Below are 15,427 nucleotides of genomic sequence, written 5' to 3'. Positions count from 1 at the left end.
TTGTGCTCAACAATAAATGCTTCACGATGATAGGAGATTGATGTGAACGCGATTGCCTCCCTGCCCGTTTTTGTTGCTGTTGTCGAATGCGGCAGCTTTTCCCTTGCGGCCAAACAGCTGAATCTGACGAAATCGGCGATAAGCAAACGCATCAACCAACTAGAAGACGATTTGGGTATTCGTCTCCTTAACCGAACCACGCGTAAGCTGAGCCTGACCGAAGCGGGAGAACGCTATTTTGAGTACGCTTCTCAAGCGCTCAATCTGGCCCAGCAAGGCGTGGACGCGGTATCGGAACTGCAAGGCTCTCCACAAGGTCGGCTCAAAATTACCGTGCCGATGTCTTTCGGTGTGCTACATATCGCGCCTTTGATCAGCGAGTTTCTCGCTCGTTACCCGAAAATTGAAGTGGATTTAAACCTCGAAGACAAAATGGTCGATTTGGTTAAAGACGGTTTTGATTTGGGGATCCGTATTGGTGAACTCACCTCTTCCAATCTAATCGCAAAACGTCTCGCCCCTTGTAAAAGTGTGCTTTGTGCCTCACCAGATTACTTAGCGGAGTTTGGAACACCACAAAAACCAAGTGATTTAGTCAGTCACAACTGCCTGCGCTATTCCTATTTCCGTGGCGGCGTCGAATGGATGTTCATCAACAACGGCAGCGAATACAAGGTGCTTCCAAAAGGAAACTTTATCGTCAATAACAGTGAAGCCATTCGCCAGTTGCTGTTAAGAGGTTCGGGCATTGCGCAACTGCCAACGTTTATTGCAGGAAGAGACTTTGCCGCAGGAAATCTAAAACCGGTGATGGAAGAGTATTCTCTACCAGAACACGCCATTTATGCGGTGTTCCCTGAGCGCAAGCACATGCCGTTGAAAGTAAGAGCCTTTATCGATTTTATCAGCGAAAAACTCGGCACAGATTTACCTTACTGGGATCGTTACAACCGCCCAGAAAAATAACCGTATTGATGATAAGTGAGTGAGATTTCACTACTGACATGTTCTGACATTCCATCCGCGTAACCTTATTTGGAACTCAACAGGCAATCCGCCAAAACCAATAAGGAATCACAATATGGAAACCGTTATCGAAACTGTGCAATTTCGTCTAACCGCAGGCACAACAGAGCAAGACGTGATCGCCGCCGCCAAGCAGTCACAAACGTTTGTGAAGAATCTGCCGGGCTTTTTGTATCGCTCACTCAGTCACGAAGCGACGGACGATGTGTGGACAGACATCATTTACTGGCGTTCAATGGACGATGCAAAACAGGCGGGAAAACAGATTAAGCAAGCCGTTGAATTTCAGCCTCTGTTATCAATGATTGACTGCGAAAGCTTCGAGCTTAAACATCACAACTTAAAAATGTGCAGTGAGCTAGAGAAGTAATCAGCCACACTACCACTAACAACCAGTAGGTCTAGATAAGGAACATCATGAGCAAATCAGAACGACTGTTTGAGCTACTGACGCTTTTGCGCGCAAAGCGTTACGCCGTGACAGCGAAAGAGCTCGCAGAAAGAATGGAAGTCAGCGAACGTACGATTTATCGCGATATTCAGTCGTTGCTCAGCTCTGGTGTTCCTATTCAAGGTGAAGCAGGTGTCGGCTACCTGTTGCAAGCGGGCTCTCATCTGCCGCCTTTGATGTTCTCAGAAAAAGAGATGATGGCGCTTGAACTGGGTATGCGGATGGTTCGAGCCTGGTCGGATGCCGAACTCGCCGAAGCGTCTCATTCTGCGTCCGCCAAAATACTTTCGGTATTGCCCGATAAGCTCAAACAACAAGTGGAAGATTGTCCGCTGATTGTGCCCGATTATCACACCCAATCCGAAACTGCCAAACGAGGGCAGCTTCTGCGCCACGCGATTGATCATCAGTTTAAGGTCAGTTTGGATTACCAAGATGAAAGCGGACAGGTGACCGAGAGAAAAATCCAACCGTTAGGCCAGTTCTTTTGGGGCAAAGTCTGGACGCTGGTCGCCTGGTGCGAATTGCGCGATGACTACCGCCAGTTCCGCCTCGACCGTATCCAAGCACTGCGTATGCACGATGAAGAGTTTCAGAGTGCGGAAACCAAATCTCTCAAACATTATATTGCGCAGTATGAATCGAAAGATTGAGTGTTTTTCATCCCTCCATCACAAGGATCCTAAATTGCTCTGCTCAATGCGCGATATTTGGAAAGGCACATTTGGTTAAACTAATGTTTCATTTTTAACAGATGCGCAACCAACCTAAGATCGTTAACTTAAGTAGCACGTCAACCACACCGGAGCGTGAAGCTATGAAAGTACTGATTCAATACACCCAAGCAGGGAAATATCGAGATCAAGCGTGGGAGTCTTTAACTCTTCGATCTAAAGGTGATATGCAGGCCGTTACCCCTTCTTATGCAGCCCAACTTATCGAACAAAGCAAAGCGACACTTGTGATGACAGAAGACGGACAGATCATCTTTCACTCCTAAATTCCATCAGTCCTATGACGAAAAAGGCCTGCATTGCTGCAGGCCTTTGTATGAGTGAATTAAGAGTTATTTACTGGAAACTCACTGCAGTTGGTAGGCGATCAAGCATCTTGTAGTAATCACCAGCCACAGCGCCGATATCACCACGCAAGTACGCTTGGATCATATTGAGATCTTTCAGCCAAAGTTCTTTGTCAGCATCTGAAGACGCCATGTACCCTGCGTACACATTGTCGACCGCGAACATCATGTCTTCAGCGTGATCGTTGTAAATCAAAAGCATCGCATCAGTGTAAGCTTCGAACGCTTTCAGCTCATCGTGCGCTTTACCACCTTTGTAGCTCAATGTGCCCGAAGTTGCATCGATGACCAAATCACCCGAAGTCACATTCACTGTCGTAAAGTTGATGAAAGACTGGCTAAACGACAGCACACCTGCCGCGATATCCGCATCAATGGTTCGCTTCATTGCGTTGACCATTGGCGCATCCAGCAGCAATACAGGATCGTGGAACGCTGGGACAATCGCTGTTCGGAATGGCCCCCAAGCACTATCGATGCTCTCTGCAACCTTGTTTAGTGTTGCAGGCTCATAGCTATCTAGGTACGTTTTTAGATCGTAACCTTTGGACGTCACCAGTTGATTTGCGTAGTCGTAAGCCAGCTTGTTTGCTTTTGTTGCCACAAACTTCTCGCCGTCGATAACAAACTCAACCTTGTCACCCGCGATGATACCGTAACGGTCTTGCTGCTTCGTAAACGTATCAAACTGAGATTGACCACGAGTCTTCACTGTGTAGTCGTAAGACTTCATTTGGTTCACACCCATTCTCAAGATGACATCGCCAACACGTCCGCGACCTTCTGCACCAATATCAAGGAATCTTGCAATACCACGAGGCATTGGTGGTAGGGACTCCATTTGCTCAGTGATGTGTAGGTTCACGGTAACACCTTTTAGATTGGTGTATTCCTTACCGTCTTTACCCACCAATTTAACTGGCGTATTTAACGCATCATTTGCCACGATGTTGCCCATGATGTCTTCGTATTCAGCTTGCACCCCAGGGATATCAAGCAGCGATGCAAAGCTCACCTCGTCGGTAAAACGGTTCGAGAATCGACGTGCTAAGAAGTGGCTCGCCAACGCTTTATCTGGCCAGTTACCCAACACAGACACCGCATTTGACCAAGGGTAATCCGGGTCAAAGCTACCAATCGAGTTTAGGAAGCGTCCATTCGCAGTTTCCGCAACAGCTATATAGCCCTCATCTGAATCTTCGATAAAGCGTGCTGCCAAATCATCAAAACAGCTGGCTGTTGAAAGATCGTAATCAGCCGGAATTTGGTGTGAGTTGTTGTCTAACAGTTGACCAAAAGAAATCACTTTTTGGTTGCCTGCCGCATTTTCTATCACACATTGATGCTCTGGTGTGCGCAAGATATCAAGGAAGAACGCCGCGGATTTTTTCGCCCCATTCGCGTAATCACAGAACCATGAGTTATCGGCTTTACCTTCGCTACAGTATTGAGGATTTGAAGCAAGGAGTAATAAAAAGTCACCCGGCTTATCCGTTGACGAAGTGTAACCCAGATTGGTGTACAGGTTATCGATGCGCTCAAGATCTTCCATCTTGTCACGGATAGCGCTCATTTCCATGTAACGGCGCACTAAGTAACCAGGATAATCGGACGAGAATAATCCCGTCGTCCCATATAACTCCAAGTTGCGTCGATCATAGCTATCGAGATAGTTCTGCCACTCGTAAGAAACAATTTCTTCTAGGTTTGTACCTTCGTCAAAACGGTTACAGTCGCTGTTTAGAGAAACGTTCCCATCGGTACAGAAATCGTAAGACTTACGCTCAATTTCATTCACTTTATCTAGGTAGTAAAGTGCGCCATAACGAGTTTTCGCATTCAGTTCTGGATCATCAGACAACGCGGCGGTATCGAATCGGCTAAAGTCACAGTTGTAGAGTGATTTGCCTTTCTCGTTCCCCGTTAATGCCTTCACTTCAGAACACACCATCAGCGATGTGTTGTCTGGATTGTTGCCAAACTTGTATGCAAAGCTTTGTTGGTAGGCTTGCTGATCAGCGAGGTACCGGGCGTATGCCGCTTTGTCTTCATCGCTTGCACTGTCTGCCGGCTTCGCAACAGGTGCAGGAGCCGAGCCTGAAGAATCTTGAATCGTCTCGACTTTACGACCATAACCAAACTTAAAGGCCGCAATGTCGTACAGACCCCAAGTTGGCGTTTCATCCAACATGCTTGGCGCGTAGTCCATCGTCGAACTGTAAGCAGGAATGTTGTTCAAACCAAGTTGATGCGCTTGCTCTAGCGTGTAGTAGTTCGCTTTGTCATTTGAGCCTTTAAAGTTATGGCGCAGACCCATGTTGTGGCCAAGCTCGTGAACGAGCGTATTGCTGTAAGTCGCAACCGTAATCGCATCTGCGGCTTTCACTTGCAACTCTTTTGGCAGGTATTTCCAGCGCTTAAGCTGACGTGATACTTCGTTACCTGCGTCATCGAGTTTGATCTCAAAGTAACGCTCGTCGTCCAACTTCAAGTTGTCCAACATGGCCTTGTTAGTTGAAGAAACCCACGACGCTTCAATTGGATAAACGTTGTTCTCTGCCCAGAAAGACAAACGGTTCTCTTCAGCTTCAACCACCTTTTCAAACTCCATATCATCATTGAAGTTTTTCATTAGCTGAGTTGGGCTCTTTGTCGCCGCCTTGCCAGAAACGATGTCTTCTTTTGATACGAAAGGCGCATAAATGTTTTCATCCGATTTCAGGCTCGCCATTGCTGCCATTGTCGAGAGGGCTTCAACTCTATCCTCGACCTCTGTTTTCACCGTTTCACTATTAGTCGGCAGTGGATCCAATCCATCTAAGTCCAGCTGATTACGATTGTAGAATCGCGCCAAGTTATCCCAATAGAAAGGTACACCCGTTCTTGCAACGCCTGCGTATTGGTTCACGTGGCCTTTGATGATTTCCCCCGTCATCGGGTTAGAAACCGACGGGCCGTAGCCAAGCAGACCGTTCGCTAGAGGCTCGTCAATCAGATTAATCACGTTGTAACGCAGATCTCCTGGGTGAATACCAGCCGCGTTGGTTTTGTTCACAATCTCGATTTCAGGCTTGCCTGCATCCGCCCCAAATACATTCAGCGCTTGGTTCATCTTGTCGATCGATTGCAGCGTTGCATCCAAGAACAACTTGTTCTTCTCTTCAAAGAAGTTATCGCTCAAGTAGTATTTGATAGAACCTTGATTCGGGTTGAAACGATTGAGGTAAACCACATCACGGTCGTATTTATTCGTGACTGGGTTAAGCTTTTTCGTCGACGTAGTGAAGAAGCCAATGTCGTTCTCATCACCCACTGGGTACAAGATCGGTTGGTAACCTTCGGTTGCCACTTCACTTTCGTGCACTAACGAGTAGTAGAAACGAGATTTAAACGCGCCATCAACAAGCGCTTCATCCAAGCTCGCTTTCGTTGCAAAGTTGATGTAGTCGGAAATATTATCTAAATCGATACGGAACGTGCGCTCTAGTTCGAAATTGAGAAGACCGTTTTTAGGGTCAAAGTCCCACGAGATCAATCGTGGTGTGCCAATTTCATCAATGCCCTCGGTAATGCCATACAGATCTTCCATATTGAATTCTGCAATTTCGAGATCTTCAGGACGAGGAGTGAAGTGAGTTTTCTTCTTGTAGTTTAAGCTTGCGTCTTCGTTGGTTTCTTCTTTGTTGGTGCAATCACCATGCGCGTCTTCTTGACAGCGATACGCCGCAAAGTCACCCGGAATCGTCAGCACTTGCGCGAAGTTAACGCCGTCGTCGTCTGCGACAAATTTCTCTTCACCGCAGTAATTATTGGCATCTTTGCTTAGATGCGCGTCTGGGTAGTTTTTATCGTAACTGCGAACTTCCAGACCTTCTTTGGTAAAACAAAGCTCAACGTAACGAGGTGAACCTTGCAAGAATGGGAATTGGTTCAGAGCAAAGCGTGGCGCGGCACCAGTCGTCGGAACGTAAAACCAACGACCGTCTTTAAGATCTTTTACTGCGACTTCTTTTGCATCTCTTTCGACATAGTCATACGCCTGATCATCTGCGCCACAGCCTGCAAGTGCGGCCGTTATTGCTGACACCAGAGTCAATTTTTTAAACATTATTTGGATATCCTTAATTGTTGTTATTTTCCTAGAAGGAGTAAGTCACTGTCGCGATGTAAGACGCTTTCTCTTGGTCCAACAAATCGATGTTGCCCAAGGTGCCTCGCTCTGCATCTTGATAGAAACCCGTTGATGACGCCGCGAGTAGCAATGACCAGCTTTCATCAAACTCGTATGTGCCGTACAACGCCCCCTCATACTGCCAACTGCTTCTGCGCGTACCTTGATAACTGATGCTGTTACCACCTAACGCCGTGATCCCCACTGCGAACGATTCCCACGACTTTTCCGCAACAGCAAACAATGAGTAAGTCCACTCAGTCAGCGAGCGTCCCCCCATGGTTTTGTATTCGTGGAAATTTTTTCTCAGTCTTGGCGAAACCGAAAAATCGACGCTCCAAGCTGAAAAAGAGATCGGCACACCTAAACGAACCGCGGTGTGCAGTTCATCTTTACGAGATGTTTCTGAAGTTGGAATGGTGAGCTGACCCGCAACGCCGATTTTCCCTGTCTCTCCAAAGCGATATAGGTTCGTGTATTGCAAGCCCAACACCGAATCTGTCGCGTAGGTGCCGACTTCATCTTCTAGGGCACGATAGCCACCCGTAGAAAAATAGGCTTTTGTGTCGCTCGAAAAGGAATAAACGAGATCCCCTCCCCACGAGAAATTGCGGACAGAACGGTAGTCGTCTTTATCGTAAATGTTTGTATCGTAAGATAGGTAAACGGCCCCACTAAACTTACAAACAATACAGGACGTATCTCCTTCATTTTGTGTAGATTCAGGCGTGCTAGTGCTATCAATTACACTCGTTTCCACCGCGAATGATGGCGCTGAAAACAGCGTACCCAACAACATTGCAAGCGGCGTCATCATCCACTTTGTTGTGTGCTGCATGTTTTGAAACTTCCATGAGAATTAAGTTTATTAGAATAAACTTAAAGACAAACAGATTATTGGGATGAAATTCCATAAAAATTCAGATAATCAACCCCAATAAACCTATCAACCATAAAATTACTCTTATGGTTAAATCCTTATTTAATTTTTTAATACTATTTATCTGAGTATTGTTGCGTTCTACTTTGCTTAAAAACGTACTTTAAAATGACTTTTTATAAATAAAACCACTCACCACAACGTTAAAGAAGCAGCAAAGAAACGCCATTAAAATAAAAGTTAAAAGACAATTATTATCAACAACTTAAAATCAACAAAAACAGTTAAAATGAATGAGTGAAAATGTATAAGTTAAAATACAAAAAATATAAGAACATCATTCCGTTTAATTTTAGTCGTTATTGTATTGAGAAAGTTTAATTTTCAATTTCTAAAATTGGTGGGATACACATAAGAGAAATCATCAAAACCATCCGTTGTTAATAATGAATTTCGCATTTAAAACAAAAGATAGAAACAAGATCAAATTCATGTTTTCTAATATATCTATTCAACCCTTGACAAGTTTGAATAGAAAATCAAACTTTCAGTCAATCTAAAATCAACAAAACATTCACTAAGTGAATACTCAAAAGATAAGTCAAAACTAAATAGCACATACGGTCAGCATATTTGTGAATTACTATTCATTAAATATTTTTTTATGAATTAAACAATAACGTGACCGGATTCACACAATTGCACTGCATGCAACATAAAGCAAACGAAATTTAAGTGTTTACGGACCCAAAACGTGTCGATAGAACAGAGATTAAACATCGAGCTGAAACACGTATTTCCCACCGAAATTTATTATACATAGCAGTGAGTTACCTGTACCCAAGCGGTTAAAATGCGTACTGATGTGACTCACTTTTGAGAGAGGAACATGAGAAGAGCAAAAGCACTAAAAGAGGATAATGCGATTTGAATAACCAGTGCTTCAAACCGCACTTATGTACTTATGCAGAGAAAGAAAGACTATCAATTACTGTTGAATGGTTTTATGACCACAGTTTTCGCAGATCAAGTGACGTTCAAATTCATCCATAGAAGCAAGGAAGGCGCCGAATACTACGCTTTTGAGAAAGCCAGCAATGAACTCTTTCTTGTTGCGATTTTTATCGCCTTCAAAGCCACTTTTCTTTCTGACTAACACCACTACATGATGCGTTTCTACCCCACATTTAGGGCACATGAGGACTTCTGTCTTGTTCGACATCTTAGACTCCTTGGCGAATTATCCCTTTCTGATGGCATGATTCTCTTATGCCTGTAAAGCGAGTCATCATACCATCACTATCGATTCTTACTCTTCTTCGTTGAGACGACGAATCAACTTAGCAGGTGTGCCTCCGTATAGACAATCTGGCGGCACATCATGGTTGACGACCGAGTTCGCCGCAATCACCGAGCGAGCACCAATCGTTACACCTTGGTTAATGACGGAGTTACCACCAATCCACACATCATCTTCAATCGTGATAGGTTTACAAAACGTCTCCCAACGTCGGCGACTTCGGTAATCAACAGAATGAGAAGCCGTATACAATTGCACGCTTGGACCGATTAGCACGTGGTTCCCGATGGTAATTTTAGCGCCATCAAGCATGACCACATTCATGTTGATAAAGGTTTCTTCGCCGATTTCGATGGTTTTACCGAACTCGCAATGGAAAGGTGCTTGAACAATGCAAAGACCCGCTTTGCCAAACAGCTGTTTTTGTAATTCGTCGCGCTGACTTTCGTCGGTATTGTTATTGAGCGCTCTAAGTGCTTGAAGAGCATGACTTCTAATTGCGTCAATTTCTTTGTCCATGCCATCAAAGATTTGACCAGACATAATTTTTTCGAGTTCTGTCACTGGGAGACTCCTAAAACCTGCAATTACTACTTTCAGATTAATCACACGGTACGTGAATTGCGGAATAAAAAAAGAGAAAAGCCTGCACTTTTCTCTTTCCTGTTTTTATATTTTGTGGAGTCTGTCGACTTACACGATTTCCCAGCTGTGGGTCATCTCAACACCTTCACCTAGCATTAAGCAAACCGAGCAGTATTTTTCTAGCGAGTCAGCCGCCACTTTTGCTACGACTTCTGGGTCAAGTTCGTCACCTGAAACTTCAAAGTGGATATTCACTTGCGTAAAGATACGTGGTGCGGTTTCACGACGCTCTGTGGTTAGCTTGGCATTAACAGACAAGACCTTTTGTCCTGCCGTTTTCAAACCGTCGACAACATCGACAGAGCTACAGCCACCTGCGGCCATTAGTACCATTTCCATTGGGCTTGGTGCCATTGCACCGCCATTGCCATCCATCACTACGGAGTGACCCGACTGAGATTGCCCAAGGAATTTAAAATCTTCTACCCATTTAACTTCTGCTTGCATGATTTACCTCATTTAGCATCGCTCGTTGAAGACATCGTTGCCCTATCAAGCGGTGTATTTCGTGTCGATACTTTAGCTTTCTCGCATAAAAGGGCAACGGAATTTTCAACATTGCTGTAATTTTTTCGCTCGGTTGCCTTTCTCTATACGTAACACTTTTTATTTCAGTCACACTTTCTACGAAAAACAACGTTGAGGTAGCTATGAAGAATATATCTAAGTTATTGGTCGGATTCTCTTTCGCACTTCCTGTCTTGTTTCTACTTTTGAGTAAAGCAGGCACCGCCGATACGATGGATAAGATGAAGGCTTCAGAGAATGCAGAAATCGCCACACTAGCTGGCGGCTGTTTCTGGTGTACAGAATCTGATTTGGAACAGTTGACTGGCGTAGTCGATGTCATATCAGGCTATTCTGGTGGTCATGTTGAAAACCCAACTTATCGCCAAGTTTCATCAGGTAAATCAGGTCACATAGAAGTGATCGAAGTTAAGTACGATCCAAAAGTGGTTAGTTACGAGCAAGTGTTGGACTACTTTTTTCGTCATATCGATCCTACTGACGATAAAGGCTCTTTTGTCGACCGTGGCCCACAGTATCGCCCTGCTATTTTCTATCATAACGCGGAACAAAAGCAGATCGCAGAACAGTTTATGATGGAAATCGACAAGGCGATGATCTATCCAAAACCGTTGAAAACAGAACTGATCGAGTTTGAGAAGTTTTATCCCGCAGAAGAGTATCACCAAGACTACTACAAAAAGAGCAGCTTAAAGTATAAGTATTACCGCTATGCGTCTGGTCGAGATAAATACTTGGATGAAGTATTTGGTGATGATCGTAAAGAGACCCCAAAAACGCTTCGTCAGTTGATCGAAGAAAAAAAGTTGCTATCAAAAGTGAAAGAGTACAGTAAGCCTGCTAAGTCCGAGATCAAATCAAACTTAACGGAGTTGCAATACTACGTAACACAAGAAGAAGGCACCGAACGTCCGTTCGACAACGAATATTGGGACAACAAAGAAGCGGGGATTTACGTTGATATTGTAACTGGTGAGCCGTTGTTTTCTTCTACCGATAAATACAAATCGGGGACGGGTTGGCCAAGTTTCACTAAGCCAATCAACCCAGGTTACATCGTTGAAAAAACCGATTACAAGCTGATTTATCCAAGAACGGAAGTTCGCAGTAAGTTTGGTGATTCTCACCTTGGTCATGTTTTTAAAGACGGTCCGAAGCCAACAGGATTACGCTACTGCATGAACTCTGCGGCAATGAAATTTGTACCTGTAAGTGAAATGAAAACGCAGGGGTATGAAGAGTATCTGTATCTCTTTGATAACTAGTTCGTATTCATTCAACTTCAAGGGCATACGATGGCGAATGAGGAGGACCAGATGAAAGGTTTTAAAACACAATTACCAACCAAAATCTGCTCTGTTTGCCATCGCCCATTTTCTTGGAGAAAGAAATGGGCAAGAAATTGGGACGAAGTCGTTTACTGTTCTGAGCGCTGCCGAAGAAACAAATCAGTCAAAAGTTAGAACCACAAAAACTTTATGTCGCACTGCTAGCCTTATTTTCCAAGGTAACGTGGCTCAGACCAAGCAGCGCTTCACCAAGGTAACAAGGCACCATCATAAGCCCAAAATGCCCCGCTATCCTGCGGGGTTGCTTTGTCAATCAATCCCCATAAGTCTCGCGCGACACGCTCTGGGCTAAACAGCTTTCCTTCAGGTACATTCGCTTGAAAAGGTGCCGACAAAGCCGTATCTGTTGTGCCTGGGTGAAGAGCGAGTACAGTCCCGTGTTTGACCATTCTCCGCCATTCAATCGACATGGTTTTGAGGAACATATTTAACGCGGCTTTCGATGCACGATAGCTGTACCAACCGCCTAAGTGATTATCACTAATACTGCCAACTTTGGCCGAAATGGTCGCAAACTTGGGGTTGGTACTGCGTTTTAACTTGGGCGTGAAGTATTTCGCCAACAGTAAACTCGGCAAAGTATTAACCAAGATGGTTTGCTGAAAAAAGTCTGCGTCGAGCGAGCTAAGATTCTTCTCAGGACCTTTATCTTGGGCGTGCAACATACCAACGCAGTTCACCAACCAATCAACATGTTCAATTTGCTCACTGAACGCTTTCATCTGCTCGTCCTGCGATACATCCACTTGATGCCAAACTACATTTGGGTGTTGCCAGTCTGGTTGATGCTTACGATAAGTGGCATGCACGTGAGCTTGAGGAAAGCGAACTAGCGCTTGTTGAACCATCGCCAATCCAATGCCGCCATTTCCACCAACGATCAGTATGTCCATTACAAGCTCTCCAAGTTTTCCATATAGTGCTCAGCAGTATCTAATATCGCTTGGCGTTGCTGCTCTTCCATATTGTCCCAAGATCGGAAAATCATCCCAATACGTGGATTCGTTGCTAAGCGTTTGTCGTGTTTATTCATAAAGCGCCAATATAAGCTGTTGAACGGACATGAACCTTCACCACTGCGTGCTTTGTTATCGTAGTGACATCCTTTACAGTAGTCGCTCATTTTGTTGATGTAAGAGCCACTCGCCGCATACGGTTTGGTGCCAACAATCCCACCATCTGCAAACAGTGCCATACCGCGCGTATTGGGCATTTCTACCCATTCAATCGCATCAACGTAGATACCGAGATACCATTCATCCACTTGGTCTGGGTCGATCTCGGTTAATAAACAAAAGTTACCAGTGACCATCAAACGTTGGATGTGGTGTGCGTAGGCATAATCGAGAGACTGGCCAATCGCGTTTCGCATACAGGCCATGTTGGTTTCGCCGTTCCAGAAGAAGTCTGGCAGCTTTCTACTCGCTTCCAGTTCATTCTTTTTCGGGTAATGAGGCATGTTCGCCCAATAAACGCCTCGGATGTATTCTCGCCATCCCAAGATCTGACGAATAAAACCTTCTACTTGAGAAATGTCTATGTCGGCATTGGCATGAAATGCCTTAAGTGAAGCGTCAATCACCTCTCGCGGATTCAGCAGCTTACTGTTCAGCGAGAACGAAATCCGGCTATGATACAAGCTCCATTTAGCCTCGTGCTGACCTGTCATGGCGTCTTGAAAACGACCAAACAGTGGCAAACAGACCTGACAAAAATGCGCGAGTAAAGACAAGCTTTGAGAGCGACTTACTGGCCAAAGTAAATCACCATTTAATTTACCTATGGTTTGAATGTTGTGCCGACCTAAGCGCTCGACAATATCACTGACGTCATGACTAAACATTAATGGCTTTGGCAGCTGTTCAATGTCTTTTGCTTTAAGTTTATTTCGGTTATTGGCGTCGTAGTTCCACTTTCCACCAATAGGCTTACCGTCTTGCATCAAGATGTCGAAGCGCTTACGCATCCGGCGGTAAAAGTGCTCCATCATGATGTGTTTACCTTGAGGAAACTGCGATTCTATTTCCTCAAACGGTAACAAAAAGTGTTCCGAATCGACGCTGCGCATCACGACCCCATCAAGCTTTAGTTTGGCTAACTGCTCTAGTAAACGGTATTCGTCGGGGCGTTGATATTCAAACTTACTTGCACCAACTTCACTCACGTAGTGTTGTAAGACTTGCGCAAGATCCTCGAAAGATTGTGTGTCATCCAACGTAAGGTGCAAAACTTGATGCCCTTCTTCCTGCAGCTCGTTGGCAAAATTCGCCATCGCAGAGAAAAAAGCACACACCTTTTGAATGTGATGCGTAACGTAAGTATTTTCTTGTTTTAACTCAGCGACAAGGTAAAGCACCGAATCGTCTACACGTTTAAACCACGAATGCTCGCTATTAAGTTGGTCACCAAGAATGAGCCGAACCGTATCGTAATGCATTGGTTATCTCCCGCTCTCTTTTTTTGGCGCAATCGGCCAATCCACCATATCGACACTATCAAGATGTACGCCTACGCATCTCCCCTGCCATTTGTCGATAAATGAAAAATCTGGATCATAAGTTTGTGTCTGCTTTTCTAGATTAAACTGACGTGAGCCACGTGGGTCAGCGCCAACACCAGCTAAATACTGCCAGTTGCCCCAATTAGAGCCGACATCGTAATCAATCAACTGAGTTTCAAAATAAGCAGCACCGTAGCGCCAGTCGAGTCCGAGTTCATGAACCAGACAACTCGCGACCAGTTGGCGCCCTCGGTTAGACATATAACCCGTTTTATTAAGCTGATGCATACATGCGTTAACGATTGGAAAAGGTGTCTCGCCTTTCTTCCACTGCTTGAAGCGTTGCGCATAAAAACTGGTCAGTGGTGGCTGGTTGGCGATACCGCCAAATCGAAACAACGTCTGTTGATACTTTCTCGCGTACCAATAAAAGTATTCCCGCCACAGCAACTCGAAATAGATCCAATAGGTTGAATCATTTGCACCATTCTCCGCTTCATAACGTTTCAACATGGCATAAATGGTTTTCGGAGAAACGCACCCATGAGCTAGCCAAGGAGAGAACTTGGTGGAGTAATCCATGCCATCTAAACCATTGCGTGTTTGTTTGTATTCACTGGCTAGTGTGGAAGCAAAATACTGGCGACAATGTTCAAGCCCGCGGCTTTCTCCACCATGAAACGCAGCTTTTGTGTCAAAGTAATATGCAGTAACGGAAGGAAGATTCACACCTAAAGGAATTGGAGGTAACGAACGGATACTCTCGTGGGGCCGAGAGATGTCTAAACCTTCAACTTGCTTTCTAAACTGCGTGAAAGTCGTAGGCAGATTGCTCAAGTCAAATGGCAGTTGTTCTTCCCTTAACAGGGTCCGGATTGCTTGCTGTTTTATTTTTACATGAGACGCGCCTTCAACTGCGCGATCTAACGCTTGTTGCTCATCCGAACCGGGAAAGGCGTCAGCATATATATGTGTGACGCCGAAGCGATTAACAGCATACTTGATTGCTTGATCGGGCGTCAGTTCAACCGCCCATAATCGCTGACCAAGGTGATTCAAAGATTGATTGAGTTCACTAAGCGATAAGTCGAGAAACTGCAATTTCGCACGCCCGAAAGAGGCTTCCTGCGCAAAGTGATGCAAGTAAGGCGTCATTGAAGGGTAGCAATACAAGCAAATTAACTCGTCCATTTCTACACTGGCGCTTTTCAACAGTGGGTTGTCGTGCAATCGCAAGTCGTTCGTGAACCAATAAAGTCCTATTTTCTTTTTCAATTCGCACCCTCAGATGTTAATTCTTCGTCTACGAGTTCTTTTCACGGAGACCCTGACGTTAAGCCTTTTGATTTACTTGCTTTTATACGAAAACGAGAGTTTGACGATCATTAGGTTACTAACGTTCAAACGGAATCCATTTGCTGGATATCTCAAAACACGCAATACCACCAAATGCCTGTACATGTTTCATACTGATATTTTATAAAATTTGAATCCAA

Annotated in this window: 14 protein-coding genes; 6 read left to right on the top strand and 8 right to left on the bottom strand. The window is 44.7% G+C overall.

Annotated features, from left to right (window positions below; genetic code table 11):
• Nucleotides 1–42: 42 nt before the first annotated feature.
• The 4 genes from NDJ01_RS19800 to NDJ01_RS19785 all read left to right on the top strand — a co-directional run bounded on the left by NDJ01_RS19800 (nt 43) and on the right by NDJ01_RS19785 (nt 2,477).
• Entirely contained in the window at nt 43–966 is a 924-nt protein-coding gene (locus tag NDJ01_RS19800; protein WP_006741275.1) for a LysR family transcriptional regulator, read from the top strand.
• Nucleotides 967–1,081: 115 nt separating this feature from the next.
• On the top strand, nt 1,082–1,396 hold the full coding sequence (locus NDJ01_RS19795) for a hypothetical protein (RefSeq protein ID WP_005497913.1): 315 nt from the start codon (nt 1,082–1,084) through the stop codon (nt 1,394–1,396).
• Nucleotides 1,397–1,443: 47 nt separating this feature from the next.
• The gene (locus NDJ01_RS19790; protein ID WP_006741273.1) at nt 1,444–2,130 is read left to right on the top strand and encodes a YafY family protein; all 687 of its coding nucleotides are present in this window, start codon (nt 1,444–1,446) and stop codon (nt 2,128–2,130) included.
• Nucleotides 2,131–2,294: 164 nt separating this feature from the next.
• Nucleotides 2,295–2,477 carry a hypothetical protein gene (locus NDJ01_RS19785; protein WP_005393690.1) on the top strand — a complete coding sequence of 61 codons (183 nt, stop codon included), beginning with the start codon at nt 2,295–2,297 and terminating at the stop codon, nt 2,475–2,477.
• A gap of 70 nt (nt 2,478–2,547) precedes the next feature.
• Here NDJ01_RS19785 and NDJ01_RS19780 read toward each other — a convergent pair whose 3' ends face one another.
• The 5 genes from NDJ01_RS19780 to NDJ01_RS19760 all read right to left on the bottom strand — a co-directional run bounded on the left by NDJ01_RS19780 (nt 2,548) and on the right by NDJ01_RS19760 (nt 10,001).
• Nucleotides 2,548–6,666, bottom strand: coding sequence for a M66 family metalloprotease (locus NDJ01_RS19780; RefSeq protein ID WP_258587196.1), 4,119 nt, complete (start codon nt 6,664–6,666; stop codon nt 2,548–2,550).
• A 31-nt stretch (nt 6,667–6,697) separates the two neighbouring features.
• Nucleotides 6,698–7,567: a hypothetical protein gene (locus NDJ01_RS19775; protein ID WP_258587195.1), complete on the bottom strand. Its 870-nt coding sequence runs from the start codon at nt 7,565–7,567 to the stop codon at nt 6,698–6,700.
• 1,030 nt (nt 7,568–8,597) lie between these two features.
• Entirely contained in the window at nt 8,598–8,831 is a 234-nt protein-coding gene (locus NDJ01_RS19770) for a hypothetical protein (RefSeq protein WP_053808146.1), read from the bottom strand.
• Between the two features lie 87 nt (nt 8,832–8,918).
• Nucleotides 8,919–9,473 carry a sugar O-acetyltransferase gene (locus NDJ01_RS19765; RefSeq protein ID WP_257888883.1) on the bottom strand — a complete coding sequence of 185 codons (555 nt, stop codon included), beginning with the start codon at nt 9,471–9,473 and terminating at the stop codon, nt 8,919–8,921.
• 129 nt (nt 9,474–9,602) lie between these two features.
• Nucleotides 9,603–10,001: an OsmC family protein gene (locus NDJ01_RS19760; RefSeq protein ID WP_257888882.1), complete on the bottom strand. Its 399-nt coding sequence runs from the start codon at nt 9,999–10,001 to the stop codon at nt 9,603–9,605.
• Nucleotides 10,002–10,204: 203 nt separating this feature from the next.
• Here NDJ01_RS19760 and msrB point away from each other — a divergent pair, with 203 nt between their 5' ends.
• Nucleotides 10,205–11,347, top strand: coding sequence for a peptide-methionine (R)-S-oxide reductase MsrB (gene msrB, locus NDJ01_RS19755; RefSeq protein WP_237309352.1), 1,143 nt, complete (start codon nt 10,205–10,207; stop codon nt 11,345–11,347).
• 51 nt (nt 11,348–11,398) lie between these two features.
• Entirely contained in the window at nt 11,399–11,545 is a 147-nt protein-coding gene (locus NDJ01_RS19750) for a DUF2256 domain-containing protein (RefSeq protein ID WP_074189751.1), read from the top strand.
• 71 nt (nt 11,546–11,616) lie between these two features.
• On the opposite strand, the gene NDJ01_RS19745 is transcribed toward NDJ01_RS19750, so the two are convergent.
• From NDJ01_RS19745 to NDJ01_RS19735, 3 genes are read right to left on the bottom strand one after another with little or no spacing between them, the layout of a single operon-like run.
• A complete protein-coding gene (locus NDJ01_RS19745) occupies nt 11,617–12,324 on the bottom strand; it encodes an SDR family oxidoreductase (RefSeq protein WP_258587194.1) in 708 nt (235 codons plus the stop codon).
• Nucleotides 12,324–13,868, bottom strand: a complete 1,545-nt coding sequence (locus NDJ01_RS19740; protein WP_258587193.1) for a cryptochrome/photolyase family protein — start codon at nt 13,866–13,868, stop codon at nt 12,324–12,326. The genes NDJ01_RS19745 and NDJ01_RS19740 overlap by 1 nt, the downstream gene beginning before the upstream one ends.
• A gap of 3 nt (nt 13,869–13,871) precedes the next feature.
• Entirely contained in the window at nt 13,872–15,206 is a 1,335-nt protein-coding gene (locus NDJ01_RS19735) for a DASH family cryptochrome (protein WP_258587192.1), read from the bottom strand.
• Nucleotides 15,207–15,427 lie beyond the last annotated feature (221 nt).

This window comes from Vibrio sp. HS-50-1 (assembly GCF_024747315.1).
Lineage (GTDB): Bacteria > Pseudomonadota > Gammaproteobacteria > Enterobacterales > Vibrionaceae > Vibrio > Vibrio diabolicus.
This window is presented reverse-complemented; position numbering and strand designations above follow the sequence as displayed.